The sequence below is a fragment of the Microcella pacifica genome, from assembly GCF_009371975.2.
Taxonomy (GTDB): domain Bacteria; phylum Actinomycetota; class Actinomycetes; order Actinomycetales; family Microbacteriaceae; genus Microcella; species Microcella pacifica.
In genome coordinates this window covers 19,440-45,710 of sequence record NZ_VIKT02000009.1, presented here as the reverse complement: position 1 = coordinate 45,710, position 26,271 = coordinate 19,440, and the positions used below count along the sequence as shown (strand labels likewise).

The following is a 26,271-nucleotide window of genomic DNA, read 5'->3' as shown; positions in this document are numbered from 1 at the left end:
AGCGCCGTCGGGGGAGGGGGTAGTCATGGTTCGACGTCGACCGTCCGACCCTCCGATCCTGCCCGGATTCAGCCACGTGCGTGTTCTCGGCTCCGGCGGCTTCGCCGACGTCTTCCTGTACGAGCAGAACATGCCCAGGCGGCAGGTCGCGGTCAAGGTGCTGCTCTCCGACGTCGTGACGGAGCACGTGCGGCAGATGTTCCAGGTCGAGGCGAACCTCATGGCGCAGCTCTCGAGCCACCCGAGCATCCTCACCGTCTACCAGGCCAGTATCTCCGCCGACGGCCGGCCGTACCTTGTCATGGAGCTGTGCTCGGCGCAGCTCGCCAGTCGGTATCGAGCCGAGCGCATTCCCGTGGCGGAGGTGCTCGGCATCGGGGTGCGCATCGGCGGCGCGATCGAGACCGCCCACCGGCAGGGTGTCCTGCACCGCGACATCAAGCCATCCAACATCATGCTCACGGCCTACGGGCACCCCGTGCTGAGCGACTTCGGCATCGCCTCCTCGCTCAATGCCGCCACTACGCAGGAGAGCGTGGGCATGTCGATACCGTGGTCGGCTCCGGAGGTTCTGCTCGACGAGACCACCGGCTCGGTGCAGAGCGAGGTGTGGTCGCTCGCCGCGACGCTCTACACGCTCCTGGCGGGTCGCTCTCCTTTCGAGGTCGTCGAAGGCTCGAACGCCTCCGAGGCACTCATCGGTCGCATCAGTCGGGCTCGCGTGCCCTCCCTCGATCGCGACGACGTGCCGGAGTCGCTCGAAACGGTGCTGCGGCGCGCGTTGAACCGGGCCCCGGCACGGCGCCACTCCTCCGTGCTCGAGCTGGTGCGAGACCTCCAGCGCGTCGAGGCGGAGCTCGGGCTCACGCCCACACAGGCCGACGTCGCGATGGACGACTGGGCGATCGCGAGTGCGGGCGATCCCCACGACCGCACGATCGTGCGAGCGGCTGCGGGCAAGCCCTCCGGCGGTGCGCGCGGCCGTCGCCTGCGGCGGCGTCGAGCCGTCGCTGCTGCTCCCGAACCAGAAGGCGCGTCGCCGCGCACCGCCGGTGTGCGGCGCGTGCGACAGTCCCGCATGATCGCCGCCGCGCTGCTGGTGATCGCGATCGTCGTGGTCGGTCTCGGCGCGACCGCGACGCTCTCGGCGATTCAGGCTGCAGACGGCAGTCTGCCGAGGGTGAGCAACGTCGAGGCGGCGCGCGAGGGCTCGACCATCATCTTCTCCTGGAGCGACCCCGGCCTCGCGGAAGGGGACGTCTACCAGGTGCAGGTCGACGGCGGCGCCACGACCCTGCAGCGCACCGCCGAGTTCGCGGTCGCCGTCGTCGAGGGCGACACGGTGTGCGTGACCGTCAGCGTCGCGCGCGAGGGGCGCGTGGGCGCACCGAGCGACGAGAAGTGCGCGGTGGCGGAGTGATGACCCCATGCGCGTGAGAGTGCCGGTGCGACGCTCGACCCTCCTCACGGGGGTCGGAGCCTCGCTCGTCGCAGCCCTCGTCGCGACGCTCGCCGTCATCGCCCCCGGGTTCGAGACGCAGCGCGTCGACCTCGACGACGGCTCGCTGTGGATCGCGAGCGGGGAGCGCCAGACGGTGGGTCGCGCCAACCTGCAGATCGGTCTCCTCGACTCCGTCGTCGAGAGCGGAGGGTCGCAGCTCGACATCCTGCAGGACGAGGACGACGTGATCGTCGTGGACGCGGTGAACGCGACGGCCGACATCCTCGACGTCGCGCGGGCCGAGGTGCGCGAGACCGTGCCGCTGCCGCCGGACGGCGCCTCCGTGCGCGCGGTCTCGGAGTCGATGGTCGTGCACAGTGCGAGCACGGGAGAGACGTGGGTCGTTCCCCGGCTCGGCTTCGACGAGTTCGACGCCGCCTCGAGCGCCTCGTTCGTGTTCGGCGCGGGCTCGGCGCTCGCCGAGGAGGACGGGTACGGCGTCGTCGTCGTGGCCCCGGAGGCCGGCGAGGTCTACCGTCTGCTGCCCGATCGCACCGATCGGGTCGAGCAGACCTGGACGATCGACATCGACCCGTCCGCTGACGCCGCGATCACGATCGTCGGAGACACGTGGGTCGTGCTCGATCGCGACGAGAGGGTGCTCATCACGGCAGATCGCCGCATCCCTCTCGACGACCTCGTGCCGCCCGGCTCGACTCTGGCCCTGCCGGCGCCGGCGCCGACGCCGCAGGGCCGTGAGCTCCTCCTCGCGCACGACGGCGGTCTCATCGAGGTGCTGCTCGACTCCGGCGAGTCGCGCTCGCTCGTCACCGACCGATCCGGCGCTCCCGCATCGCCCGTGAGGGTGGGCGAGTGCTCCTACGCGGCGTGGACGGATGGCAGCGCCTGGCGGCGCTGCGGCACGGTCGCCGATGTGCTCGCTCTGCAGGGTATGAGCCCCGCCGCCCTCCTGCGGTTCGAGGTGCGCGAGGACCGCCTCGTGCTGAGCGATGCGGCCTCAGGCTCGGCGTGGGCGGTGCAGTCGAACGGCGCGCTCATCGACAACTGGGACGAGCTCATCGTGCAGGACGAGGATGAGCGGGAAGAGCAGCTCGACGACCTCGACGTGCCCCCGGAGCTCGAGCGCGTGCAGGCGCCGCCCGTCGCCGTGGACGACGAGTTCGGGGCGCGCCCCGGCCGCTCGACCGTGCTGCCCGTGCTGCTCAACGACAGCGACCCCAACGGCGACGTGCTCGCGATCAGCGCCGTCACGCCGATCGACCCGGGCATCGGACGCATCGATCGTGTGTCGGAGGGCCAACAGCTCCAACTCACCCTCGAGCCCTCGGCCACCGGGCAGCTCGAGTTCGACTACACGATCACCGATGGCCGCGGCGACGCCGATTCTGCGCGCGTGACGGTCAGCGTGCGGAGCCCGGAGCAGAACGCTCCGCCCGTGCAGGTGCGCGCCTCCCGCACGACGGTCGCGCAAGGAGGCACGACGACCGCGGCCGTGCTTGGGGAGTGGTACGACCCGGACGGGGACCCGATCTACCTCGAGTCGGCCTTCGCCCTCGCACCGGATACGGCGACGTTCCGACCAGACGGCCGGGTGACGTTCTCGGAGGCCGGCGGGGCAGGCGAGGTGCGCACCGTCGCGCTCTCGGTCTCGGATGGCACCGCGTCGACCTCGGGTGAGCTCGCCGTGACCGTGCGCCCCTCCGGCCAGGTGCCCATCATCGCGGAGCCCTTCATGGTGCTCGCGTACGCCGATCAGGAGGTGCGCGTCGAGCCGCTCATCCACGTGCGCGGAGGCACCGGCACCATCCGGCTCAGCGCCGTGCCCGACAAGGCGGGCGCGACGATCACGACGAGCCTCGACCGCGGCACCTTCCGATTCCGCAGCACCGAGGTGCGCACGCACTACCTCGAGTACGTCGTCACCGATGGCGCGACAACGGCGACGGGGCTCGTGCGCATCGACGTCGCCGCGCCGCCCGAATCGGGCTCTGCGCCCATCACCGTCCCGAAGACGGCGTTCGTGCGCACCCTCAGCAACAGCACGGTCGCGGTCGCGACGACCGACATCGACCCGACGGGCGGCGTCCTCATCGTCACGGGCATCGTCGACGTGCCCTCCGGGTCGGGTATCCGCGCCGAGATCATCGACCAGCGCGATGTGCGCGTCACCCTCACGCGTCCGCTCGACGCCCCGCAGAGCATCCGCTACCGCATCAGCAACGGTGCGGCGGAGTCGGTCGGCACGATCACCGTCATCGAGATTCCCCGGCCCGACCGCCAGCAGCCCCCGATCGCTGTCGACGACAGCATCTCGGTGCGGGTCGGCGATGCCGTGTCGATTCCCGTGCTCGACAACGACGAGCACCCCGATGATGAGCCCATCACGCTCGCCCCCGACCTCATCAGCGGCCTCGACGGCGAGTCTGGCCTGCTCTTCGTCGCGGGCGATCGGCTGCGCTACCTCGCCCCTGACCAGCCCGGCGACTTCACCGCCGTGTACGAGGTGCTCGGCCCCCTCGGCCAGGAGCGCGCCCAGGCGACGGTGAGCATCCGCGTGCGGGAGGCGAACGAGGCCACCAACGAGGCGCCCGTCGCGAGCACGGTGACTGCGCGGGTCATCGCGGGCGACACCGTGCGCATTCCCATTCCTGTCGACACCATGGACCCGGATGGCGACTCGGTGCAGCTGCTCGGCCCCGAGACGAGTCCCGAGCGCGGCTCGATCGTCGACAGCGGGCAGGACTTCATCGACTACGAGGCCGGCAGCTACTCCGCGGGCACCGACAGCTTCCGGTACACGGTCGTCGACGCGCTCGGCGCGCGCGCGAGCGGCACGATACGGGTCGGCATCAGCCCGCGTCTCGAGGGCGCCCGCAACCCCGTCGCCAACGACGACGCCGTCGTCGTGCGCCCCGGCGTGACGGTGCTCGTGCCCGTGCTCGACAACGACACCGATCCCGACGGCTCGGCCCTCGCCGTCGTCGCCGTCGAGCCCAACGACCCCGCGCTCGACGCCGAGGTCGTCGAGGGGCGCTTCGTGCGCGTCACCCCGCCCACAGCGCAGGGAACCTACGGCCTCGTCTACACGATCGAGAACCCCCTCGCGGGGCGGTCGCAGGCCTTCGTGACGATCACCGTCGATCCGGATGCCCCGCTCACGCCGCCCGTCGCACGCGACACCGTGCTCTCCCTCACCGACATCCTCGAGCAGGAGTCCGTCGCCGTCGACGTGCTCGCCCGCGTTTTCTTCTCGGAGGGGGAGATCGCCGAGCTGGGTCTCGAGCTCGTGCCGGGCTACGAGTCGGGGGCGGTCATCCAGCCCGACCGCCGCATCCTCGTCGAGGTGCGCGAGGAGCGCCAGATCATCCCCTTCCAGGTCGTGCACCCCGACGACCCGACCGTGCGCTCGACCGCCTTCGTGTGGGTGCCGGGCACCGACGACGCGCTCCCGCAGCTCGACCGCCGCGCCGAGCGCATCGAGGTTGTGAGCGAGGAGTCGATCCTCATCGACATCAACGACTACGTGATCGCGGTCGGCGGCCAACCCGTGCGTCTCACCGACACCGCGACGGTGCAGGCCTCGCGTTCCAACGGGGAGGACCCGGTCGTCGACGAGGACACCCTGCGGTTCACCTCCGCCGACCTCTACTTCGGCCCCGCCTCGCTCTCGTTCGAGGTCACCGACGGCGCCTCGGCGACCGACCCCGAGGGGCGCGTCGCGACGATCGTGCTGCCCATCACGGTCACGCCGCGCGAGAACCAGCCTCCCGTGCTCGTCGGCGCGAGCATCGAGCTCGAGCCCGGTCAGGAGGCTGAGCTCGACCTCGTCCGCGTGACGAGCTATCCGTACCCGGATGACATCGACGAGCTCGCGTACGACATCATCGATGGGCCGACCCCGGGTCTCGAGGCCGACCTGGTCGGGCAGCGCCTCCGGGTGAGCGTGCCGGCGAGCACGCCGCGCGGCGCCACGACCGGGGTCACGCTCAGTGTGCGCGATGATGCCGCGCCGGGAACCCCCGGGCGCATCCAGGTGAGCGTCGTGCCCTCCACGCGCCCGCTTGCCGCCCCCGCGACCGACGCGGCGATCGCGCCGCGCGGCGAGACGACCATCATCGACGTGCTCGCGAACGATCAGGCGACGAATCCGTTCCCCGGCCAGCCATTGCGCGTCGTGGGTGTGCGTGGGCTCGACGGTGGTCTGCCGGCCGGCGTGCAGATCGAGCCCGTCAACGACGGTCAGAGCCTCGCCGTCACGGTGGGCGAGGCGGCAGCGCCCATCGACACCAACCTCGAGTACCAGGTCGCCGACGTGACCGATGACCCGGAGCGCTACGTGTGGGGCTCCGTGCGCATCTCGGTGCAGGACGTTCCCGACCCCGTGACGAACCTCCGCGTGCAGAACTACGGCGACCGGCAGCTCACCCTCGCGTGGTCGCCGGGAGCCTCCAACAACGCACCCCTCGAGGGCTTCGAGGCGACCGTGACGACCGTCGAGTCCGGTTCCTCGACGGTCGTGACGTGCGCGACCTCGCCGTGCACGGTGCCGACGGAGGGCAACGGCTCGTCGAACCGCGTGCGTGTGAGCGTCGTCGCCGTCAACGCGCTGGGCGAATCCGACCCGACCTCCCTCGCCGACCCGGTGTGGTCCGATCTCGTGCCGCCCGCCCCCTCGCTCCTCGGCGTCGCGCCGCTCGACGGCGGGCTGCGCATCGGATGGACCAAGCCCGACCAGAGCGCGGGGGCCTCGCCCATCCGCAGCTATCGCATCACCGTGGGCTCGGTCTCGCGTACGCAGACCGTGTCGGCCTCGGATGCGGTCGGCACCGAGTACTGGCTCAACGTCGTGGACGTGGGTGCGCTCGCCAACGGAACGTCGTACAGCGTGAGCGTGAGTGCGCGCAATGACGCCTTCGGGGCCCTCACGACGTGGAACGCGGCGCAGACGAACGGCACTCCCGCCGGCCCGCCGATCCCGACCGCCGCACCGACAGCATCGGGGTCCACCTCGGGCATGGGCATCGACGACCACGAGGTGACGGTCGCCTGGCCCTCGGCATTCGCGGGCAACGGTCGCAGCGTGCAGGCGTACTACGTGTGGCTCGACGACTCGGGCTCCGCGCCCGCCTGCACCGTCACGGGAGTCTCCGTGGGCTCGCCGAGCCACAGCGCTCCCGCGGGAGTGCGCGTGCTCGATGCCGCGACGAGCTCGACGGTCTTCACGGGACTCTCCGCCGACACCGAGTACCGCGCGGTCGTCTACGCCTACAACGGGCAGGGATGCACGGCGAGCGTCGAGGTGACGGCCGTGCCGCGCGCCACACCCTCGCAAGTGGTCGCCGCGTCGATCACTCCGGGTGTCGAGACCGAGACCGGTCGCTGGAACTCCCGCGCGACGGGCGTGACGACGGAGGGAGGCGACCCCGTCGACCGCGTGCGCTATCGACTCGTCGGCGAGGGCGTCGACCCCGCGCAGTCGGCTCCGCTCGAGCTGCCGATCGCCCTGACGGCGGGGTCGACCCACTACGGTGCTGCGCTGCAGGTGCAGTTCAGCGCGTGTCGGGTGTACCCCGAGATCACCGTGTGCGGCGAGTGGTCGGAGGCCATACCCCTCGAGGTCGCCGTGCGCATCGACGCGGCAGTGGAGTTCACCGATATCTCGACCGGTCCGCCCGACCGCAGTGTCGAGGTCTCGTGGTCGACGATCACGCCCGGCGCGGCGTACACGGCCGTGCAGTACGAGTGCCTGGGCGGCGAGGTGACGACCGATCCCGACGCGCCGCGCCAGTGCACCATCACGGCCTCGGCGCCTGACGACCCCAGACTGGTCATCACCGTGACCGTCGGTTCCACCATCTACACCCGGGAGTACAGTCCATGACGATGACCGCCGAGCAGGCGCGCTGGTTCGCCGACATCACCGAGCGCATCACCGCGAACGTCGAGAGAGCGGTTCTCGGCAAGAGCTACGTGATCCGCCTGAGCCTCACGGCGATGCTCAGCGAGGGTCACCTGCTGCTCGAGGACGTCCCGGGCACGGGGAAGACCTCGCTCGCGCGGGCCCTCGCCCAGAGCGTGCGCGGCACGACGACGCGCGTGCAGTTCACCCCGGACCTGCTGCCCGGCGACATCACGGGCATCACGGTGTTCGACCAGCGCAGCGGCGACTTCAGCTTCCACCGCGGCCCGGTCTTCGCCACGATCGTGCTCGCCGACGAGATCAACCGCGCGAGCCCCAAGACCCAGTCGGCGCTGCTCGAGGTCATGGAGGAGGGCCAGGTCACGATCGACGGCGTCTCGCACGACGTCGAGGCGCCCTTCCTCGTGATCGCCACCCAGAACCCCATCGAGCAGGCGGGAACCTACCGCCTGCCCGAGGCCCAGCTCGACCGTTTCCTCATGAAGACCGCGATCGGCTACCCCGACCACGCGGCGACGGTGCGCATCCTCGAGGGTGCCGGCGGCCCTCGAGCGCTCGTCGTCGAGCCCGTCGTCGAACTCGAGACCGTGCGCGACCTCATCTCCGTGGCGCGTACCGTGCACGTCGACCCAACGATCACCGACTACGTGGCCCGCCTCGTCGAGGCGACGCGCGCGCACGACGACGTGCGTCTCGGCGCGAGCGTGCGCGGCGCCCTCGCTCTCGTGCGCTGTGCGAAGACCTTCGCGGCGACGGAGGGGCGCCACTACGTCATCCCCGACGACGTCAAGGCTCTCGCTGAGCCCGTGCTCGCGCACCGGCTCGGTCTTGACCCCGAGTCGGAGTTCGATGGCGTCACACCCTCCGCGGTGATCAGCGAGGTTCTCGTCGAGACGCCGCCGCCGAGCGAGCGGATCGCCGTGTGACCTCCCCTCCCTCCGTGAGGCACTCGCACGGCCGCACCACGGAGCCCGCACGCCGCGGGCCCGACGAGCACTCGCTCGGTGCCACGGTCACGACGGCCCGCACGCGCATCGTCGGCGCTCGCACGGGCCTCGTGGCCGATGCCGTCGTGGCCGTCGTGCGGCTGTGGCGCACGACGCTCGGCGTCGTGTCGCGGGGGATCGCAGCGACCTCCGCCGTCGTCACGCCGCTCGGCTGGGTCGTTGCTGCTCTCGTGCCGCTCGCGCTGCTCGGAGGGTACGCCTGGGGCTGGCAGGAGCTCGTCGTGGCGGGCGTCGTCGGCGCCTCGCTCGCGCTCGTCGCGCTCCTCTACGTCGTCGGCAGTCGGCGATGGACGGTGGAGCTCACCCCTCCGCCTCAGCGCGTCGCGGTCGGCGACCCGGCGCAGGCCAGCATCCTGGTGCGCAATGACAGCGTGCGGCGCTCCTTCGGCACGGTCGTCGACCTGCCCGTCGGTACCTCCGTCGTGCCCGTACCTGTTCCCGGCCTCGCCGCACGGGGGCAGGCTCTGCGCAGCGTCGCCATCCCCACCGACCGGCGTGGTCGCCTCACGCTCGGCCCGGTGCGCACGGTGCGTGCCGACCCCATCGGCCTCGTACGGCGCGAGCGGCTCTGGACGGCGGCTGCGGAGTTCATCGTGCACCCTCGTACGATCGACATCCCCTCCACCTCGAGCGGGCTCGTGCGCGACCTCGAGGGCCAGCCGACGCGCGATCTGACGTCGAGCGATCTCGCCTTCCACGCTCTACGGGAGTACATGCCCGGCGACGAACGCCGCCACATCCACTGGAAGTCGACCGCGAAGACCGGCACCTTCATGGTGCGCCAGTTCGAGCAGACCAGGCGCAGCCACCTCGTGGTCGCGCTGAGCATCGCGAGCATCGACTTCGGTTCCGACGCGGAATTCGAGCTCGCCGTGAGCGTCACGGGCAGCCTCGGCGCGCGCGCGATCCGAGACGCACGGGAGGTCTCGGTCGTCGTGAGCGCGATCACCCCCGAGTTCGCGAAGCGCGCAGTGCTCGCCGTGGAGAGCCTGCCGACCCTCACGCCGAACCGCCTGCTCGACGCCCTCGCGGTCGTCGAGCACAGCCCCTCGGCCCTCGGCATCCTCGACACCTCTCGGCTCGCGGGCGAGAGCGCGCGCGGTATCTCTGTCGCCTTCCTCGTGGTCGGCTCGACGGTCACGGCATCACGGCTGCGCACCGCGGCAGCGAGCTTTCCGCCGGCGGTCGAGGTGGTCGCGCTCCAGTGCGACCCCGATCACGTCCCCGGTCGCCGTCGACTCGGTGCCTTCACGGTGCTCACGCTCGGCTCGCTGCATGATCTTCGCCACGCCATGCGGGGTGGCGACTCGTGACGACAGCCCGCCCGTCCTCCGCCGCGGGTTCGGCGTCCACCGTCCCGCGCCCCGCGGTCCTCGCCAGCGCGACGATCTTCACGGTGCTCGCGTGGGCGATCATCGCGGTCGCCCTCTGGCCCATCTACCGCGCCGGCGAGCTGGTGACCCTCGCCGTCATCGCGATCACGGCGGCGACCGCGATAGCCCTCGCGTCGACGCTCGGCCGGTGGCCCTCTTGGGGGACACTTGGCGCGACCGTCGCGGTGTTCACCGTCGTCGGGGTGCCGCTCGCGGTGCCGGGGCGCACGGTGTACGGGGTGCTGCCGGAACCGCAGGGGCTCGCGGAGCTCTTCGCGGGTGTCGTGCTCGGCTGGCGGCAGCTCGTGACGATCGACTTGCCTGTGGGCGCCTACGAAGCCCTCCTCGTCCCCGCGCTCGTGCTGCTGCTCGTCGGCCCTCTCCTGACGCTCCTCGTCGCTCTCCGCGGCCGCCGCCCCGCTCTCGCCGCGCTCGTGCCCATCGTCGGGTACCTCACGGCGATCGCGATCGGCCCGCAGTCCCCGCTCCTACCCATCAGCACCACGATCGCCCTCGCCACGACGCTCCTGCTCTGGATGGCGGCGCGGGCGCGCCACCGCCGCCGGGACGAGCTCGCCGCCTCGGCCGTCGAGACCCGTGGCGCGGGGGTCCGCACCCTCGCCGCGGCGACGGTGCTGCTGCTTCTCGCCGGGGGAGCCGGCGCGGCCGTCGCGGGCCTCATCGCGCCACCCGAGAACCGCACGGTCCTGCGCACGACCGCGGAGCGTCCCTTCTCGCCGCTCGAGCAGCCGAGCCCCCTCGCGGCCTATCGTGCCGTCTTCGACCCCGCCGTCGCGGAGCTCCCAGCGCTGATCGTGGACGGAGCGCCCGCGGGCGCGCGCATCCGCATCGCCGCTCTCGACAGCTACGACGGCGTCGTCTTCGCCGTGGGCAGTGACGCCGTCGACTCGGCCTCGGGCAGCTTCGTGCGCATCCCGACGGAGCGCCCGCCCGACATCCTGCCCGGCGAGCGCACGACGGTGACCCTCACCCTCGAGCGCGACCACGGGGTCTGGTTGCCCACCCTCGGCCAGGTCGCGGCGGTGCGCATCCTCGCCGACGACGCCGATGACCTGCGGGACAGCTTCGTGTACAACGCGACGACGGGCACGGCTGCCCTCGTGGGCGGGGCACCGATCGGGCTCACCTACGAGCTCGACGTGGTGCTGGACGCGACGGAGACCGCAGCGGGACTGCGCGCCGCGGCCCCCGGACCCGCGGCCGTGCCCGGCATCGCTCAGGTGCCCGAGGCCCTCACCGACTGGGTGGCCGAGATCACCGAGGGCATCGACGAGCCCGGAGCACAGCTCGAGACAGCGCTCGAGAGGCTGCGCGAAGACGGGTATCTCTCCCACGGCGTCGACGAGGATGAGGCACCGAGTCGGCCTGGGCACTCGCTCGCGCGGCTCGAGGACTTCATCGGCAGCGCGCCCATCGTGGGCGATGCCGAGCAGTACGCCGCGACGGCCGCGCTCATCGCCCGCGAGCTGGGGTTCCCCTCACGCATCGTGCTCGGCTACGGCCCGCTCGCACAGGCCGGGTCGACGACCCTGCTCGCGAGCGATCGCACGGCGTGGCTCGAGGTCTCCACGACCGCGGGCTGGCAGTCCGTCGACGTCGTCTCCGAGCGACGGGAGCTGCCCCCGGTCGAGCCCGAGGAGCCCGTGCCCGTCGTGCGACCGCAGAACCCCGCGCAGCCTCCGGTCGAAGAACCGCCCGCGATCGAGGACCAAGCACCGCCCGAGATCGAGCAGAGCGACGACGAGCAGCTCGACCCGTTCTGGGCGACGGTGCTCGCCGTGCTCCGCGTGCTGGGCCCACTCGCGCTCATCCTGGGGATGCTCGCCTCGCCCCTCGTCGTCATAGCCCTGCTCAAGCGTCGGCGTCGCGCGCGACGTCGACGGCAGAGCGACCCCGCGTTGCGCATCCTCGGGGGGTGGCGCGACGTGACCGATGCCGCACGCGATGTGGGCCTCGCCCTCCCCGCCACGGGGACGCGGCGCGAGCTCGCTGGCGTCATCGGCCGCCCGCAGGCGCTCGTCCTCGCGCGCGTCGCCGATCGCGCGCTCTACGCCCCCGAGGAGCCCGACCACGAGGAGGCGGACCGCGTCTGGGCGGCCGCCGACGGCGTGCGGGCATCCCTGCTGCAGCCGCTCACGCGGCGCCAGCGCTGGGGAGCGGCGTTCTCCACGCGTTCACTGCGGCGGTATCCTGACCGCATGCGGGTCGAGGCGGGGGTTCGAGAGCCGTGACATGCCAGCACTGCGGCGCCGCGTTGCCGCCCATCGCGATGTTCTGCGGCGAGTGCGGTCGCTCGGTCACGGCCGCCCAGCCACCGCCCCTCGTGCGACCGACCGTGCCCCCTGTGCAGCCGCGCGAGGAGGCTCGCCCGGAGCCGGAGCCGGAGCCGGAGCCGGAGCCGGAGCCGGAGCCGCACGTCGCGTCTGAACCCGAGCCCGAGCCCGTGCCGGAGCTCGTGGCAGAGCCCGAGCCCGAACCGCACGACGAGCCGGAGGCGGAGTCGCCGTCCTTCCTCGACGAGTCTCACGAGCGATGCTCCCGGTGCGGCACGCGTGCAGAGCCCGAGGACCTCTACTGCGCCGAGTGCGGAACCGTGCTCGCCTCGCGTACACGCGTCATCGAGCCTCTGGGTTCGCCCTCGCGCGCGCCGGCAGAGCCGGCGGTGCCCGAGCCCGAACCTGAGCCCGAACCTGAGCCCGAGCCCGAGCCCGCACCGGAGCCCGAGCCGCACGAGGACACCGAGGCGACGCGGATCGTGCCGCGCACCGCGGAGGGGCACCGATTCGTGCTGCAGTTCAGCACGGGCGAGAGCGTCACGGTCACGGGGTCGGGATTGGCCGGCCGTCATCCGCGCGCCGAGCCGGGCGAGTTCGTGGATCACCTCGTCACGATCCTCGATCCGGGCCGTTCCGTCTCGAAGACGCACTTCGAGTTCGGGCACGAGCAGGGCGTCTTCTGGTTCAGCGACCGTCACTCGGGCAACGGCTCGGTCATCCGGGAGCCGGGGTCCGCACCGTGCCTGTGCGAGCCGGGGCGCCGCTACCGCATCGTGCGCGGCACGCGCATCGACATCGGCGAGCAGTTCGTCGTCGTGAGCTGAGCCACGGTCCTCCCCACCCGTCCTCGCTGCGTCCGCATCCACGGGAGCACATTCCCGCTCGTCGCGCATGAGTGCTTCTGCTGTGCTCGACGCGTGAGCCGCCTCCCGCCCCCTCCCACCGAGCCGTCCCCGCAGGAGGGTCCGCCGTTCCCGCTGCTCGCCGTGCTCGCGCCACTGGCAGGCGCGGTCCTCATCGGCGCCATCACGGGCTCGCCCTACGTCCTGGTCTTCGCGGCTCTGAGCCCCGTCATCGCCGTCGCGAGCATGCTCGACGGCCGGCGCACGGCACGGCGGCGCGCACGGGAGGGCGCGGTGCGGTTCGAGGAGGAGTGCGGCGCGTACACCCGGCTCGTCGAGGAGGCTCACCGGGCAGAGCGTGCTCAGCGGGATGCCCTGGCTCCCGCTCGGCCGACCGAGGCCGCGCCGCTCGAGAGCGGGAGCGTGCGCGTCGGGGTCGCGCGCGCGCCGAGCGACCGGGCTCCCGAGGGCGGGCTCGTGCACGTCGGAGGGTCGCGATCGGGCGCGCACGCACGGCAGCGCGAGGCGCTCCTCGCGCGAGCGAGCTGGCACCCCGCCCTGCCGGTGCTCGTGCCTCGTGGCGCCATTGCCGTCCGCGGCGGCGGGCCGGCCGCGCGCGCCATGGCCGCTCGCTTGCGACTCGAGCCCGGCGTCACGGTGCTCGACGTGCGCGACGACCATCCGGCCGATGCCGGGGGCGATGCGGCTGCTCGCGCGCTCCGGCCCGACGTCGAGCTCGAGGTGCACACGGCGAGCACCATGACGGTGCGCATCGCGGGGCAGGCTCCCATCCCGGCTCGACCCGAATTCTGGAGCGCGCCCGAGCGCGAGCGCCGCCGCCGAGCGATCGAGGCGCAGTCGGCGCGCCTGCCCGATCACGTGCCGTGGTCGAGCCTCGAGCCCGCAGGAGAGTCGTCGTCGGGCATCCCGATCGGATGCTCCGAGGCGGGTCAGAGCGTGATCGATCCGATCGGGCAGGGGCCCCACATCCTCATCGGGGGCACGACCGGCAGCGGCAAGAGCGAGTTCTTGCGCACCCTCGTGCTGGGCTGGGCCCACCGGGCGTCGCCCGCCGAGCTCTCCCTGCTCTTCGTCGATTTCAAGGGCGGGGCGAGCTTCCCTGACCTCGCCGAACTCCCGCACGCGCTCGACGTGATCACCGACCTCGATGAGTCGACCGCGGTGCGGGCGATCACCTCGCTGCGCGCCGAGATCCAGCGCCGCGAGCGGTGGCTGCGCGATCGTGGCGCACGCGACATCCGCGACCCCGGAGCATCGCTCGGTCGGCTCGTGATCATCATCGATGAGTACGCGGCACTGCTCGCGGCCCTCCCCGAGCTGCACGCCACGATCATCGACCTGTCGGCACGCGGCCGATCGCTCGGCATCCACCTCGTGCTGTGCACGCAGCACCCCGGCAGCGCGGTGCGCGACGCGATCGCGGCGAACTGCGCCATCCGCGTCTCCTTCCGTATCGCCGACAACGCCGATGCCGGGATGCTCGGGGCCGGGCTCGCCCACCGACTTCGCGCTCTGCCGCCCGGCCGTGCACTCGTCACCGATGCCGAGGGCACGCGCGAGCTGCAGTCCGCACTCATCGCGCCCGAGGATGTCGAGGCGGTGCGCGAGCGGTGGCGCGACTCTCCCGACGCTGCGCGACTCTGGCAGCCGCCCCTGCCGACCGTCGTGACGCCGCGCGACGTCACCCGCGAGAGTGTCGACGACGTGGCCAAGACGGGGTGGGCGTTCGGGGTCGCGGATCAGCCAGAGCGGCTGCGGCGCACCCGCGCCGTCTGGCTGCCCGAGCGCGACGGTGCGCTCGCCATCGTCGGGGCCCCCGGCAGCGGGCGCACGGGCGCCCTCGCCGCGATCGCGCATGCCGCCCACGAGAGCGGCAGCGCCCTCGAGACACTGTCAGTCGACTGGGTGGACGCCGAGGCGACGCTCCTCGCGCTCCGCGACCGAACTCCTGACCGCACGCTCCTCCTCGCCGACGACCTCGACGAGGTGCTGCGACGCTGCGGCGATGAGCGCGCCGAACTGCTGAGACTGTGGGATGACGTTGCGAGTGCGCTGCGGCGGCGCGGGGGAGCGGTCGTCGCCTCACTCGCCTCGAGTGCGCAGCAGCAGGGTCTCACCGCCGGGCGCTTCCCGAGCACCCTCGAGCTCGGCACGGCGACCAGCAGCTCGCCCTCCAGGGTCTCTCCGGTCCCGGAACGTCGCGCGCCTCCCGGCCGCGCCCGCTGGCGTGGTGCGGAGGTGCAGATCATGACGGCGCCACCGCTGCCCGCGCCGCAGCCTCCACCCGTTCCCGACGTCACCGCCCTCGGTCCGCGACCGTGCGTCGTCATCGCTCGGCGACCGCGCTGGGTCGGCGAGCGACTCGGCCGCGCACACCCCGCCCTCGTGCTCCAGTCGGCCGAGGAGGCTGCATCGCTGGGCAGTGCCGTGAGTCTCGAGCCGCGTGTCATCCTCGACGATGTCGAGGGCTGGACGACCCGGTGGAGCGCTCTGCAGGAGTTGCGACGCACGTGCGACATCATCCTCGCCGAGGTCGGACCCTCAGAACTGAGATCCCTCATCGGTCTGCGGGAGCGTCCCCCCTCGCTGCACGCGCACGGGGGAGAGGTGTGGCTCCTGCAGCCGGAAGCACCGATCGTCCGCGCGCGGTGGCACGAGCTCGCCGATGAAGCGGAGGGCGGGCCCGAGCTCTAGGCGAGTGCCGCCGAGAGCTCCACCGACTCGAGGCCGTGCGCCGCGCCGATCGCCTGATTGGTCACGAGGCCGGCCTGCGTGTTGAGCCCGAGGGCGAGGGCTCCGTCGGCGCGCAGGGCGTCCCGCCAGCCGTGGTTGGCGATCGCGCGCACGTACGGCATCGTCGCGTTGGTCAGCGCGTAGGTCGAGGTCGCCGCGACAGCGCCCGGCATGTTGGCGACGCAGTAGAACGTGCTCTCGTGAACGGTGAACGTGGGATCGGCGTGGGTCGTCGGTCGGGAGTCCTCGAAGCAGCCGCCCTGATCGACGGCGATGTCGACGAGCACGCTGCCGGGCTTCATGCGGGAGACCAGGTCGTTGCTCACGAGCTTGGGCGCGCGTGCTCCCGGGATGAGCACCGAGCCGATGAGCATGTCGGCCTCGACGGCGGCCCGCTCGATCTCGTAGCCGTTGGACACGATCGTCCGAATGCGGCCGGCGTACAGGGCGTCGAGCTCGCGCAGGCGCTGCAGGTTCGTGTCCAGCACGGTCACCTCGGCGCCGAGTCCGACGGCCATGGCCACGGCGTTCGTGCCGGCGACACCGCCGCCGAGGACGACGATGTTCGCCGGGTCGGTGCCGGGTACGCCGGGGACGAGGAGGCCGGGGCCGCCGTAGGGGCGCAGCATGGCGTTCGCGCCGACGATCGGCGCGAGGCGACCGGCGACCTCGCTCATGGGCGCGAGCAGGGGGAGGCCGCGCGAGGGCAGCTGCACGGTCTCGTACGCGATGCCCGTGACACGGGCCTCCAGCAGGGCCCGAGTGAGTGCCTCCTCCGCGGCGAGATGCAGGTAGGTGAACAGCACGAGGCCGTCGCGGAAGTGCGGGTACTCGGCCGCGACGGGTTCCTTGACCTTGAGCAGCAGCTCTGCCTCACCCCAGGCGGCCTCCGCATCGGGCACGATGCGGGCGCCCTGCTCGACGTAGGCCTCGTCCGTGATGCGCGAACCCAGGCCCGCGCCGGCCTCCACGAGCACCTCGTGCCCGTGCGAGACGAGATCGTGCACTCCTGCGGGAGTGATGGCCACGCGGTACTCGTTGTTCTTGACCTCGGCCGGAACGGCGATTCTCATCAGTTCTCCTCGCGACGGTGTCGGTGGGCGCATCGCGTGGGGGCATCCCGACGCCACGCTGCGCTGCGGCACCACTGTAGCGGCCCTGGACGATGGATTCCGCACACATCTTTGCCGATATGTGCTGATTTCGTGACAATCGTGTTTCAGGATGGATGAATCCCGCGTCAAGTAGTGCAGCGAGCGCGGTCCATATGTCAGTATCGACCTGTCACAGCATGCAAGGACACCGACGTACCTGATCGCGAATGCAAGGAGCAGAGCCATGAACCGTCCGCTTCCCGAAGACCCGATGATCCGCACCCTCATCCAGCAGGCCAAGCGCGCCCAGGTCAGCCGCCGCGCGATGCTCGCCGGTGCGGGTGCCGGTGCCACCGCTGTCGCTCTGGCCGCCTGCTCGACCGATGCGGGCGGGGAGCTCACCCCCGCTGAGGACACGTCCGCGGACGACAAAACGCTCAACTGGGCGAACTGGCCCTTCTACATCGACGAGGATGACGACGGCAACTACCCGACGCTCCTCGCGTTCCAGGAGCAGACGGGCATCGACGTCAACTACCTCGTCACGGTGGACGACAACAACTCCTACTTCGCCACGGTGCGCGATCAGCTCGCGCTCGGCCAGGACATCGGCGCCGACACGGTCTGCCTCACCGACTGGATGGTGAGCCGCTGGATCCAGCTCGGCTACACCCAGCCTCTCAACAAGGACAACATCTCCAACGCCAGCAACCTCGCTCCCAGCCTGCAGAACCCCGCATTCGACCCGGGCCGCGAGCACTCGCTCCCGTGGCAGTCGGGCTTCGCCGGCATCGCCTACAACACCGAGCAGACGGACCCCGTCGGCGCGGTGAGCGACCTCTGGCGCCCCGATCTCGCGGGTCGCGTGGGCGTGCTCTCCGAGATGCGCGACACGATCGGCGTGATCATGCTCGAGAACGGCGTCGACATCTCCGGCGACTTCACGGCCGACGAGTTCAACGCCGCCCTCGACGTCTTCCGCGAGCAGGTCGAGTCCGGCCAGATCCGCAACGTGCGCGGCAACGCCTACACGGAGGACCTCGTGAACGAGGACACGCTCGCGGCGATCTGCTGGTCCGGCGACATCACGGTCCTCAACTTCGAGGCCGGCTACGAGAAGTGGAAGTTCGTGCTGCCCGAGGGAGGCGCGACGCTGTGGAGCGACAACTTCCTCATCCCGATCGGCTCGCCGCGCAAGACCAATGCCGAGACGCTCATGAACTACTACTACCAGCCGGAGGTGGCCGCGGAGGTCGCCGCGTGGGTGAACTACATCACCCCCGTCGTGGGAGCTCGCGAGGCGATGTTCGACATCGACGCCGACCTCGCCAACGACCCGCTCATCTTCCCGGATGAGGCGACCCTCGCGCAGACCAAGATCTTCCGCGGCCTGTCGGCCCAGGAGGAGAACGAGTACCAGGCGGCCTTCCAGGCGATCCTGCTCGGCGCCTGACGACCACCACCGCGAAACATTCCCCAAGGAGCACCACCGACGTGACGAACAACGAGGTTCCGCAGGGTGGATTCGCTGAGGCTGGTGCCGACCTCGAGCTGGTCGGCATCAGCAAGCGATTCCCCGGGTTCACTGCCATCGAGGAACTCGATCTGACGATCCCTGCCGGATCGTTCTTCGCCCTTCTCGGCCCGTCCGGGTGCGGCAAGACGACCACCCTGCGGCTCATCGCCGGGCTAGAGGAACCAACGACCGGCCGCATCCTCATCGGCGGTCGGGATGTGACGAGCACTCGGGCCTACCAGCGGCCCGTCAACACGGTGTTCCAGAGCTACGCGCTCTTTCCGCACATGACGATCATCGAGAACGTCGCGTTCGGTCTCAAGCGCCGCGGTATCAAGAATGCCGATCCGCTCGCGCACGAGGCTCTCCAGCTCGTGGAACTCGATCACGTCGCGAACCGCAAGCCGGCGCAGCTCTCGGGTGGCCAGCAGCAGCGCGTGGCTCTCGCGCGCGCCGTCGTGAACCGCCCGGCGCTCCTCCTGCTCGACGAGCCCCTGGGTGCGCTCGACCTCAAGCTGCGCCGTCAGATGCAGATCGAGCTCAAGGACATCCAGAGCGAGGTCGGTCTCACCTTCCTGCACGTGACGCACGATCAGGAGGAGGCCATGACGATGGCCGACACGGTCGCGGTCATGAACAAGGGCCGCATCGAGCAGATGGGCAATCCGCAGGAGCTCTACGAGCTTCCGCACACGGCCTTCGTCGCCACCTTCCTCGGGCAGTCCAACCTGTTCACCGGTGAGGTGACGTCGAGCGGCTCCTCCTCGATCTCCGTCGACGTCTCCGGCACGACGATCGACGTGCGCTCCGATCGAGCGCAGCGGCACCGCGGGCGCGTCACGGTGGGTGTGCGCCCGGAGAAGGTCACCCTGTACGACAGCGCTCCGAAGCAGTCCAGCGATCGCAACGTCGTCGGGCCCGGTCGCGTGACAGATGTCTCCTTCAGCGGCGTGAGCACGCAGTACGAGGTCACGCTGCCCACGCACGGGGTCGTGACCGTGTTCTCCCAGAACACGAGCATCACCGCGATGCACCACGACGGCGATGAGGTCTGGCTCAGCTGGGACGTCGGCCACACCTTCGGGCTCGCGGACGAGTCCTACACGGCAGCCGGCTCGCGCTTCCAGGACGACACCGACACGTCGATGATCGCCACCCAGTCGCGCGAGAAGCTCGAGGCAGAGCTCGGGGCGGACTGAGCCGTGGCCTTCACCGCCTTCTCCGCTCAAACGAGCGCGGCCGAGCCCGCGGCGAAACGGCGCAGCCCCATCGCGCTGTTCCTGCTTCTGCCGGGCATCCTCTACCTGATCCTGTTCTTCGTCACGCCCCTCATCTCCCTCGTGATCACGAGCTTCCAGGAGCCCGACCCCGTGCGGTTCGGCAGCTTCGTGAACGCGTTCCGCTGGGAGAACTACGTCATCGTGCTCGAGACCTACGGCGAGCAGTCGCTGCGGTCGGCCGGCTTTGCGGCGCTCGCGACGCTCTTCGCGCTGCTCATCGGGTTTCCGCTCGGGTACTTCATCGGCATCACCCTGCGCCCCTACCCGCTGCTGCAGGGCCTCGCCCTCGTGCTCGTCATCGCGCCGTTCTTCATCTCCTTTCTGCTGCGCACGCTCGCGTGGAAGCAGATCTTCTCCGATGAAGGCCCCATCGCGGGTGTGCTCGGTGCCCTCGCGATCCTGCCGCCGGGGCAGGCGATCACCGGCACGGCGTTCTCGGTGATCTTCGGCCTCACCTACAACTTCGTGCCGTTCATGACCCTGCCGATCTACGCGACGCTCGCGAGCCTCGACCTGCGCTTGCTCGAGGCAGGCAACGATCTCTACGGCAGCCCCGCGGTGACCTTCCGCACCGTGACCCTCCCCCTCTCGGCGGCGGGCGTCATGTCGGGCACTCTCCTGACGTTCATCCCCGCCGCGGGCGACTACATCAATGCGTCCCGCGAGTTCCTCGGCTCGACCGACACGACCATGATCGGCAACGTCATCGAGACGAACTTCCTCGTGCTGCAGAACTTCCCCGCCGCCGCCGCGCTCTCGCTCGTGCTCATGGCGGCGATCCTCATCCTCGTGAGTCTCTACGTCAGGCGCTCGGGAACGGAGGAGCTGCTGTGAGGGGCTTCGGCAAGTGGGCCATCTGGGTCTACGCGAGCATGGCCTTCGTCTTCCTGCTCATCCCCATCGTCTACACGATCGTCTTCTCGTTCAACGACGCGCGCCGCACGAACATCCTGTGGCGCGGCTTCACCTTCGACAACTGGCTGAACGTCTGCGACGCGCAGACCGTGTGCCAGGCCTTCGGCAACAGCATCCTCATCGGCGTGGTCGCGACCGTGCTCGCAACGACCCTCGGCACGATGATCGCGATCGCGCTCGTGCGGTACCGCTTCCGATTCCGCAACACGACGACGCTCCTGATCTTCCTGCCGATGACCACCCCTGAGGTCGTGCTCGGTGCGGGCCTTGCGGCACAGTTTCTGCAGGTCGGTGTGCCCAAGGGGCTCGGCACGATCATCATCGCCCACACCCTGTTCTGCCTGAGCTTCGTCGTCGTCACCGTGCGGGCGCGAGTCGCGAGCATCGACCCCGCGCTCGAGGAGGCGGGGCGCGACCTGTACGGCAACCCCCGGCAGGTGTTCTGGCGCATCACGTTCCCGATGCTGCTGCCGGGCATCGTCGCGGCCGCCCTGCTGTCCTTCGCGCTGAGCTTCGACGACTTCATCATCACAAACTTCAACCGCGGGGCCGAAGTGACCTTCCCGAGCTTCGTGTACACGGCGGCGGCGCGCGGCATCCCACCGGAGGCCAACGTCATCGCCTCCGGTGTGTTCTTCCTCGCGATTGCGCTCGTGCTCATCGCGCAGCTGAGCGCCGCAGCGCGTCGGCGCAAGCTCGCCGCGACGACGTAGGTCAGCCGAGGGCGCTAGACGCTCACGACGAGGCCGCCGACCACCTCGCCGCCGCCCAGCACGGGCTGCGCGAGCGACGCGACGACCTCCGCGGCCGCATCGGCGTCAACCGCACCCTCGGCCACGAGGAGCGCGAGCGCCACGGGCGTCGTCGCGCGCATGCCGCCGTCGAGCACCTTGACGGCGACGGCGACCCCCTCGGGGGTCGCGAGCACGACGAGCCCCTCAGCACCGATCTTCGCGAGCAGGCCCAGACGCTCGATGACGACGGTGTTCGCACGCCCGACACCGTCGATGGCCCAGGGCTGCGCCCGCACGGCGGTCGTGAGCGCGGCGGCGTGCGCCGACTCTTCCGCCGCGACGCGGGCGATGCCGCGGGCGAGAGCCGCGAGGGAGGTCGCGTGCAGGGGAGCGCCGCAGCCGTCGACGGCCGTGTGGTGCACGGCCTCACCCGTCCACTGCGCGATCGTCTCGACCACGCGCCGTTGCACGGGGTGCTCGACGTGCAGGTACTGCCGGGCATCCGCCCCGAGCGCGTCGCTCGCGCGCAGGAAGCCGGCGTGCTTGCCGGAGCAGTTCATCGTGACGCGGGTGGCGGGCAGCCCCGCCGCGCGTCTCTCCGCGCGCTCGCGGGAGCCGAGCGGCGGGTCGACCGGGCACTGCAGGTCGTCGGGCGATCGGCCGTCCTCGGAGAGCATGCCCTCCACGACGGCGAGGTGCGCGGGCGACCCGCAGTGGCTCGCACTCGCGAGCACGAGCTGCTCGTCGGTGAACCGCGCTCCCGCCTCGAGCATCGCGATCGCCTGCAGCGGCTTGAGCGTCGAGCGCGGGTAGACGGTCGCGCCCACGTCGCCGACGGCACGCAGCACGCGCCCGGAGGCGTCGACGACGGCGGCCGCGCCGAGATGGCGCGACTCGACGAGGCCGGAGCGCTCCAGCCGCGCCAGCTCCCCACAACCGTCGAGGTCGAGCGGACGTGCTGGCATGCGGGTCGAGTCGACTGGTCGGTCAGGAGGCCGAGAGCGCGGCGTCGAGCACGCCGACGGCGTCGATCAGCAGCGCGTCGCTGATGACGAGGCTGGGCAGGAAGCGGATCACGTTGCCGTACGTGCCCGCCGTGAGGGCGAGCACACCCTGCTCGGCGGCGGCCGCGGCGACGCGCGCGACGGTGGCCGCATCCGGCTCGCCCGTCTCGGGGTCGGTGAACTCGATCGCGAGCATCGCGCCCATGCCGCGCACATCGCCGATGACGGGATGCTGTTTCTGCAGCTCGAGCAGGGCGGGCTTGAGCACACCCTCGATGCGGCGTGCTTCGGCGAGCAGGTCGCGGCTGACGATCTGCTCGAGCACCGCGACGGCCGCCGCGCACGCGACGGGGTTGCCGCCGAACGTGCCGCCGAGCCCGCCCGCGTGGGCCGAGTCCATGATCTCGGCGCGCCCGACGACACCCGCGAGTGGCATGCCGCCCGCGATGCCCTTCGCGGTCGTGATGAGGTCGGGCACGATGCCGAAGTGCTCGCTCGCGTAGAACGCGCCCGTGCGGGCGACGCCGCACTGCACCTCGTCCGCGACGAACACGATGCCGTTCGCGCGGCACCACTCGACGAGAGCGGGCAGGTATCCCTCGGCGGGCACCATGAAACCGCCCTCGCCCTGGATGGGCTCGACGACGAGGCACGCGAGGTCGGTGGCGCCGACGCGCTTCTCGAGGTAGCCGATCGTGCGCTTCGCGGCCTCGGCGCCCGAGAGCTTGTCGAGGTACGGGTAGGAGCTCGGGGCGTGGTGCACGTCGCCCGCGAAGGGCCCGAATCCCGTGTTGAAGGGCGCGGCCTTGAAGTTCATCGCCATCGTGAGGTTGGTGCGCCCGTGGTAGCCGTGGTCGAGCACGGCGACGCCGTTGCGGCCGGTGTGCTTGCGCGCGATCTTGACGGCGTTCTCGAGCGCCTCGGCGCCCGAGTTGACGAGCACGACCTTCTTCGCGTGGTCGCCGGGGGAGTGCTGCACGAGCAGCTCGGCGACGCGAACGTAGGGCTCGTAGGGCGTCACGGTGAAGAGCGTGTGCGTGAGGCGGCCGACCTGCTCCCGCACCGCCTCGACGACGGAGTCGTCAGTGTGGCCGACCGTCGTGACGCCGATGCCGCCGCCCAGGTCGATGAAGTGGTTGCCATCGACATCGACGGCGATGGCGCCGTGCGCCCGGTCGATGTAGACGGGCAGCGTCGTGCCGACGCCGGCGGAGACGACGGCCAGTCGGCGCTCGTGCAGCTCGCGCGAGCGCGGGCCGGGGATCTCGGTGACGACGCGGCGCTCCTGTGCAATCTCGGAGCCCGGTGCCGTGTCCGAGCCCGGCGCGAGGCTCGCGGAGGAGGCGGAGAGGGTGTCTGTCATGGTGGGATGAGTGTACTCCGCGACACTGATCGGCTTGAGAGGGCACGACATGAGCACTGAGCACGGCTATGCGGTGAGCATCCAGTGGACCGGCAATCGAGGCGAGGGCACGGCCACGTACCGTTCCTACGGTCGCGACCACCGCATCGTCGCCGCGGGCAAGTCCCACGAGATCGAGGGGTCGAGCGATCGCACCTTCCGCGGTGACGCCGAGCGCTGGAACCCCGAAGAGCTCGTCGTCGCTGCGCTCAGCCAGTGCCACCTGCTGAGCTACCTGCACGTCGCCGCGAGCAACGGCCTCGTCGTCGTCGACTACCGCGACGAGGCGAGCGGCACCCTCAAGCAGCAGGGCGAGGGCGGTCGGCTCATCGAGGCCACGCTGCGGCCGCGCGTGACGCTCGCCGCCCATCACAGCGATGAGGATGCGCGCCGGGCCGCGCATCTGCACGAGCGGGCGAGCGAGCTGTGCTTCATCGCCAACTCGGTGAGCTTCCCCGTGGCGCACGAGCCGGTCACGCTCATCGCCGGTGCGCAGGAGGCGCCAAGACTGTAGTGGCAGGATGGAGACTTCGTGCCCGTCCCGTCCCTGTCCCCGACCGCAATCGGAGCTTTCTTGTGCGCCGTACTCCCTTCGCCCTGCTGACCGCGGGCCTTCTCGTCTCCCTCGCCGCCTGTACCCCCGGCGATGGTTCGACCGACGCCGCGCCCGAGGGCTGCGTCGAGCCGGGTGACGCCTCGCAGGCCGTCGCGGTCGACGGTGCCGCAGGCTCGGCGCCCGAGATCAGCTTCGAGGCGCCGCTCGAGGCCGACTCGACGCAGCGCTCACTGCTGACCGAGGGCGAGGGCGATCGCGCCGAGAACGGCGACACCGTGCTCATCGAGTACACCGTCTTCAACGGCGAGACGGGTGACGAGCTCGCGTCGACGGGCTTCACGGGCGAGAACGCCGAGGCCTTCCCGATCGACACGGCGAGCGAGCAGCTCGTCGGCTTCTCCCTCCTGCTCGAGTGCGCCGCCCCCGGCGATCGCATCGCCGGCGTCATCCCGCCCGCCGAGGGCTTCGGCGAGGCGGGCATCCCCGAGCTGCAGCTCGCGGGCACCGAGTCCCTCGTCTTCGTGATCGACGTCGTCGAGATTCTCGACGCGCCCCTCGACCGCGCGGAGGGCGCGGCGGGCGAGGCGCCCGAGGGCTTCCCCGAGGTCACGCTCGCCGAGGACGGCGCGCCCACGATCGTCATCCCCGACGAGGCGCCGCCCGCCGAGTTCGGCCTCGCCGTGCTCATCGAGGGCGACGGCCCCGTCGTCGAGGAGGGTGCCGAGGTCACCGTGCACTACACGGGCATCACCTAGAACACGGGCGAGGTCTTCGACTCCAGCTGGCAGCGCGGCGCCCCCGCGACCTTCCCGACCGACGGTGTCATCCAGGGCTTCCGCGATGCGCTCGTCGGCCAGACCGTCGGCTCGCAGGTCATCGCGATCATCCCGCCCGAGCTCGGCTACGGCCCGCAGGGCGGCACGCCCGACGGTTCGATCGGCGCGGAGGACACGATCGTCTTCGTCGTCGACATCCTCGGCACGCGCTGAGCGCACGCGGCTCTCGGGCAGGATAGGGCGCATGCGCGACATCATTGTCCTCGGCTCCACGGGGTCCATCGGGGTGCAGGCCCTCGAGGTCATCGCCGCGAACCCCGAGCGCTTCCGCGTCGTCGGGCTCGCGGCCGGCCGCAACCGCGAGCTCGTGGAGCAGCAGGCGCGAGCCCACTCCGTGCAGCACGTCGCCCTCGGCGCCGAGGCCGCGGCCGAGCTCGTGCGAGATGTCGCCTGCGATGTCGTGCTCAACGGCATCACCGGGTCGGTCGGTCTCGCGCCGACGCTCGCGGCGCTGCGCGCGGGGCGCATCCTGGCCCTCGCCAACAAGGAGAGCCTCATCGTCGGAGGCAGCCTCGTGACCGATATCGCGGCGCCGGGCCAGATTGTTCCCGTCGACAGCGAGCACTCCGCGATCGCGCAGGCGCTGCTCGCGGGCGAGCACCACGAGGTGCGCCGGCTTGTGCTCACGGCGAGCGGCGGGCCGTTCCGGGGTCGCTCGCGGGCCGAGCTCGCCGATGTCACGCCCGCGCAGGCGCTCGCGCACCCGACGTGGGACATGGGTCGGGTCATCACGACCAACTCGGCCACGCTCGTCAACAAGGGACTCGAGGTGATCGAGGCGCACCTGCTCTTCGACGTGCCCTACGAGCGCATCGACGTCACCGTGCACCCGCAGTCGATCGTGCACTCGATGGTCGAGTTCGTCGACGGCTCGACGATCGCGCAGTGCTCGCCGCCCGACATGCGCCTGCCGATCTCCCTGGGCCTCGACTGGCCGCACCGCGTCGCCGGCGTCGGTGCGCCGCTCGACTGGAGCACGGCGAGCACGTGGACGTTCGAGCCGCTCGATGAGGCGGCCTTCCCGGCCGTCGCGCTCGCCAAGCAGGTCGGTACGGCGGGGGCGACCTTCCCGGCGGTGTTCAATGCGGCCAACGAGCAGGCCGTGCACGCCTTCCACGACGGGGCGCTGGGCTACCTCGAAATTCTCGACACCGTGCGGGCGGTCGTCGACCGCCACGAGCCGCACGAGATGACCCTCGAGGGCGTTCTCGGGGCCGAGCTCTGGGCGCGCGCCGAGGCCGACGCGCTCATCGGCTCACGCTGAGCGTGCGGCACTAGA

17 protein-coding genes and 1 pseudogene are annotated in these 26,271 nt (G+C 71.2%); 15 read left to right on the top strand and 3 right to left on the bottom strand.

Annotated elements, in window-relative coordinates:
* The first annotated feature begins 25 nt into the window (after window positions 1-25).
* The 7 genes from FK219_RS06700 to FK219_RS06670 all read left to right on the top strand — a co-directional run bounded on the left by FK219_RS06700 (window position 26) and on the right by FK219_RS06670 (window position 15,616).
* Window positions 26-1,420, top strand: a complete 1,395-nt coding sequence (locus FK219_RS06700) for a serine/threonine-protein kinase (RefSeq protein ID WP_152583423.1) — start codon at window positions 26-28, stop codon at window positions 1,418-1,420.
* A 25-nt stretch (window positions 1,421-1,445) separates the two neighbouring features.
* Window positions 1,446-7,343, top strand: coding sequence for an Ig-like domain-containing protein (locus tag FK219_RS06695; RefSeq protein WP_152583422.1), 5,898 nt, complete (start codon window positions 1,446-1,448; stop codon window positions 7,341-7,343).
* Window positions 7,340-8,308 carry an AAA family ATPase gene (locus FK219_RS06690; RefSeq protein ID WP_152583421.1) on the top strand — a complete coding sequence of 323 codons (969 nt, stop codon included), beginning with the start codon at window positions 7,340-7,342 and terminating at the stop codon, window positions 8,306-8,308. Before FK219_RS06695 ends, FK219_RS06690 begins: the two co-directional genes overlap by 4 nt.
* Before the next feature lie 14 nt (window positions 8,309-8,322).
* Window positions 8,323-9,702, top strand: coding sequence for a DUF58 domain-containing protein (locus FK219_RS06685; RefSeq protein WP_152583420.1), 1,380 nt, complete (start codon window positions 8,323-8,325; stop codon window positions 9,700-9,702).
* Window positions 9,699-12,014: a transglutaminase-like domain-containing protein gene (locus tag FK219_RS14090; protein WP_152583419.1), complete on the top strand. Its 2,316-nt coding sequence runs from the start codon at window positions 9,699-9,701 to the stop codon at window positions 12,012-12,014. The genes FK219_RS06685 and FK219_RS14090 overlap by 4 nt, the downstream gene beginning before the upstream one ends.
* A complete protein-coding gene (locus FK219_RS06675; protein ID WP_210416786.1) occupies window positions 12,011-12,883 on the top strand; it encodes a zinc-ribbon domain-containing protein in 873 nt (290 codons plus the stop codon). The genes FK219_RS14090 and FK219_RS06675 overlap by 4 nt, the downstream gene beginning before the upstream one ends.
* A gap of 93 nt (window positions 12,884-12,976) precedes the next feature.
* A complete protein-coding gene (locus tag FK219_RS06670) occupies window positions 12,977-15,616 on the top strand; it encodes an FtsK/SpoIIIE domain-containing protein (protein ID WP_152583418.1) in 2,640 nt (879 codons plus the stop codon).
* On the opposite strand, the gene ald is transcribed toward FK219_RS06670, so the two are convergent.
* Window positions 15,613-16,728, bottom strand: coding sequence for an alanine dehydrogenase (gene ald, locus FK219_RS06665; RefSeq protein WP_152583417.1), 1,116 nt, complete (start codon window positions 16,726-16,728; stop codon window positions 15,613-15,615). The genes FK219_RS06670 and ald overlap by 4 nt on opposite strands.
* Before the next feature lie 265 nt (window positions 16,729-16,993).
* Between ald and FK219_RS06660 the strand changes: the two genes are divergently transcribed.
* Genes FK219_RS06660 through FK219_RS06645 form a run of 4 tightly spaced genes read left to right on the top strand, consistent with a single transcriptional unit; the run spans window position 16,994 to window position 21,173 of the window.
* On the top strand, window positions 16,994-18,202 hold the full coding sequence (locus FK219_RS06660) for an ABC transporter substrate-binding protein (RefSeq protein ID WP_152583416.1): 1,209 nt from the start codon (window positions 16,994-16,996) through the stop codon (window positions 18,200-18,202).
* A 41-nt stretch (window positions 18,203-18,243) separates the two neighbouring features.
* Window positions 18,244-19,464 carry an ABC transporter ATP-binding protein gene (locus FK219_RS06655; RefSeq protein ID WP_152583415.1) on the top strand — a complete coding sequence of 407 codons (1,221 nt, stop codon included), beginning with the start codon at window positions 18,244-18,246 and terminating at the stop codon, window positions 19,462-19,464.
* 3 nt (window positions 19,465-19,467) lie between these two features.
* Complete coding sequence (locus FK219_RS06650; RefSeq protein ID WP_152583414.1) at window positions 19,468-20,379, top strand: ABC transporter permease; 912 nt, start codon at window positions 19,468-19,470, stop codon at window positions 20,377-20,379.
* A gap of 38 nt (window positions 20,380-20,417) precedes the next feature.
* The gene (locus FK219_RS06645; protein WP_152583489.1) at window positions 20,418-21,173 is read left to right on the top strand and encodes an ABC transporter permease; all 756 of its coding nucleotides are present in this window, start codon (window positions 20,418-20,420) and stop codon (window positions 21,171-21,173) included.
* Window positions 21,174-21,187: 14 nt separating this feature from the next.
* On the opposite strand, the gene FK219_RS06640 is transcribed toward FK219_RS06645, so the two are convergent.
* A complete protein-coding gene (locus FK219_RS06640) occupies window positions 21,188-22,159 on the bottom strand; it encodes an asparaginase (protein ID WP_152583413.1) in 972 nt (323 codons plus the stop codon).
* A 22-nt stretch (window positions 22,160-22,181) separates the two neighbouring features.
* On the bottom strand, window positions 22,182-23,561 hold the full coding sequence (gene gabT, locus FK219_RS06635) for a 4-aminobutyrate--2-oxoglutarate transaminase (protein ID WP_152583412.1): 1,380 nt from the start codon (window positions 23,559-23,561) through the stop codon (window positions 22,182-22,184).
* Window positions 23,562-23,610: 49 nt separating this feature from the next.
* On the opposite strand from gabT, the gene FK219_RS06630 reads away from it, so the two are divergent.
* From FK219_RS06630 to dxr, 4 genes and pseudogenes are all read left to right on the top strand, one after another.
* Window positions 23,611-24,114, top strand: a complete 504-nt coding sequence (locus tag FK219_RS06630) for an OsmC family protein (protein WP_152583411.1) — start codon at window positions 23,611-23,613, stop codon at window positions 24,112-24,114.
* 62 nt (window positions 24,115-24,176) lie between these two features.
* Complete coding sequence (locus tag FK219_RS13670; protein ID WP_328821628.1) at window positions 24,177-24,911, top strand: FKBP-type peptidyl-prolyl cis-trans isomerase; 735 nt, start codon at window positions 24,177-24,179, stop codon at window positions 24,909-24,911.
* 63 nt (window positions 24,912-24,974) lie between these two features.
* Window positions 24,975-25,145: pseudogene (locus FK219_RS13665) on the top strand (FKBP-type peptidyl-prolyl cis-trans isomerase); the annotation flags it as partial.
* Window positions 25,146-25,176: 31 nt separating this feature from the next.
* Complete coding sequence (gene dxr, locus FK219_RS06620; RefSeq protein WP_152583410.1) at window positions 25,177-26,256, top strand: 1-deoxy-D-xylulose-5-phosphate reductoisomerase; 1,080 nt, start codon at window positions 25,177-25,179, stop codon at window positions 26,254-26,256.
* The last annotated feature ends 15 nt before the right edge of the window (window positions 26,257-26,271 follow it).

Bases quoted from the DNA above. Each gene is read 5' to 3' on its own strand.
- FK219_RS06700 (WP_152583423.1), top strand. From the start codon at position 26: ATGGTTCGACGTCGACCGTCCGACCCTCCGATCCTGCCCGGATTCAGC.
- FK219_RS06690 (WP_152583421.1), top strand. From the start codon at position 7,340: ATGACGATGACCGCCGAGCAGGCGCGCTGGTTCGCCGACATCACCGAG.
- ald (WP_152583417.1), bottom strand. From the start codon at position 16,728: ATGAGAATCGCCGTTCCGGCCGAGGTCAAGAACAACGAGTACCGCGTG.
- FK219_RS06660 (WP_152583416.1), top strand. From the start codon at position 16,994: ATGAACCGTCCGCTTCCCGAAGACCCGATGATCCGCACCCTCATCCAG.
- FK219_RS06645 (WP_152583489.1), top strand. From the start codon at position 20,418: ATGGCCTTCGTCTTCCTGCTCATCCCCATCGTCTACACGATCGTCTTC.
- FK219_RS06640 (WP_152583413.1), bottom strand. From the start codon at position 22,159: ATGCCAGCACGTCCGCTCGACCTCGACGGTTGTGGGGAGCTGGCGCGG.
- gabT (WP_152583412.1), bottom strand. From the start codon at position 23,561: ATGACAGACACCCTCTCCGCCTCCTCCGCGAGCCTCGCGCCGGGCTCG.
- FK219_RS06630 (WP_152583411.1), top strand. From the start codon at position 23,611: ATGAGCACTGAGCACGGCTATGCGGTGAGCATCCAGTGGACCGGCAAT.
- dxr (WP_152583410.1), top strand. From the start codon at position 25,177: ATGCGCGACATCATTGTCCTCGGCTCCACGGGGTCCATCGGGGTGCAG.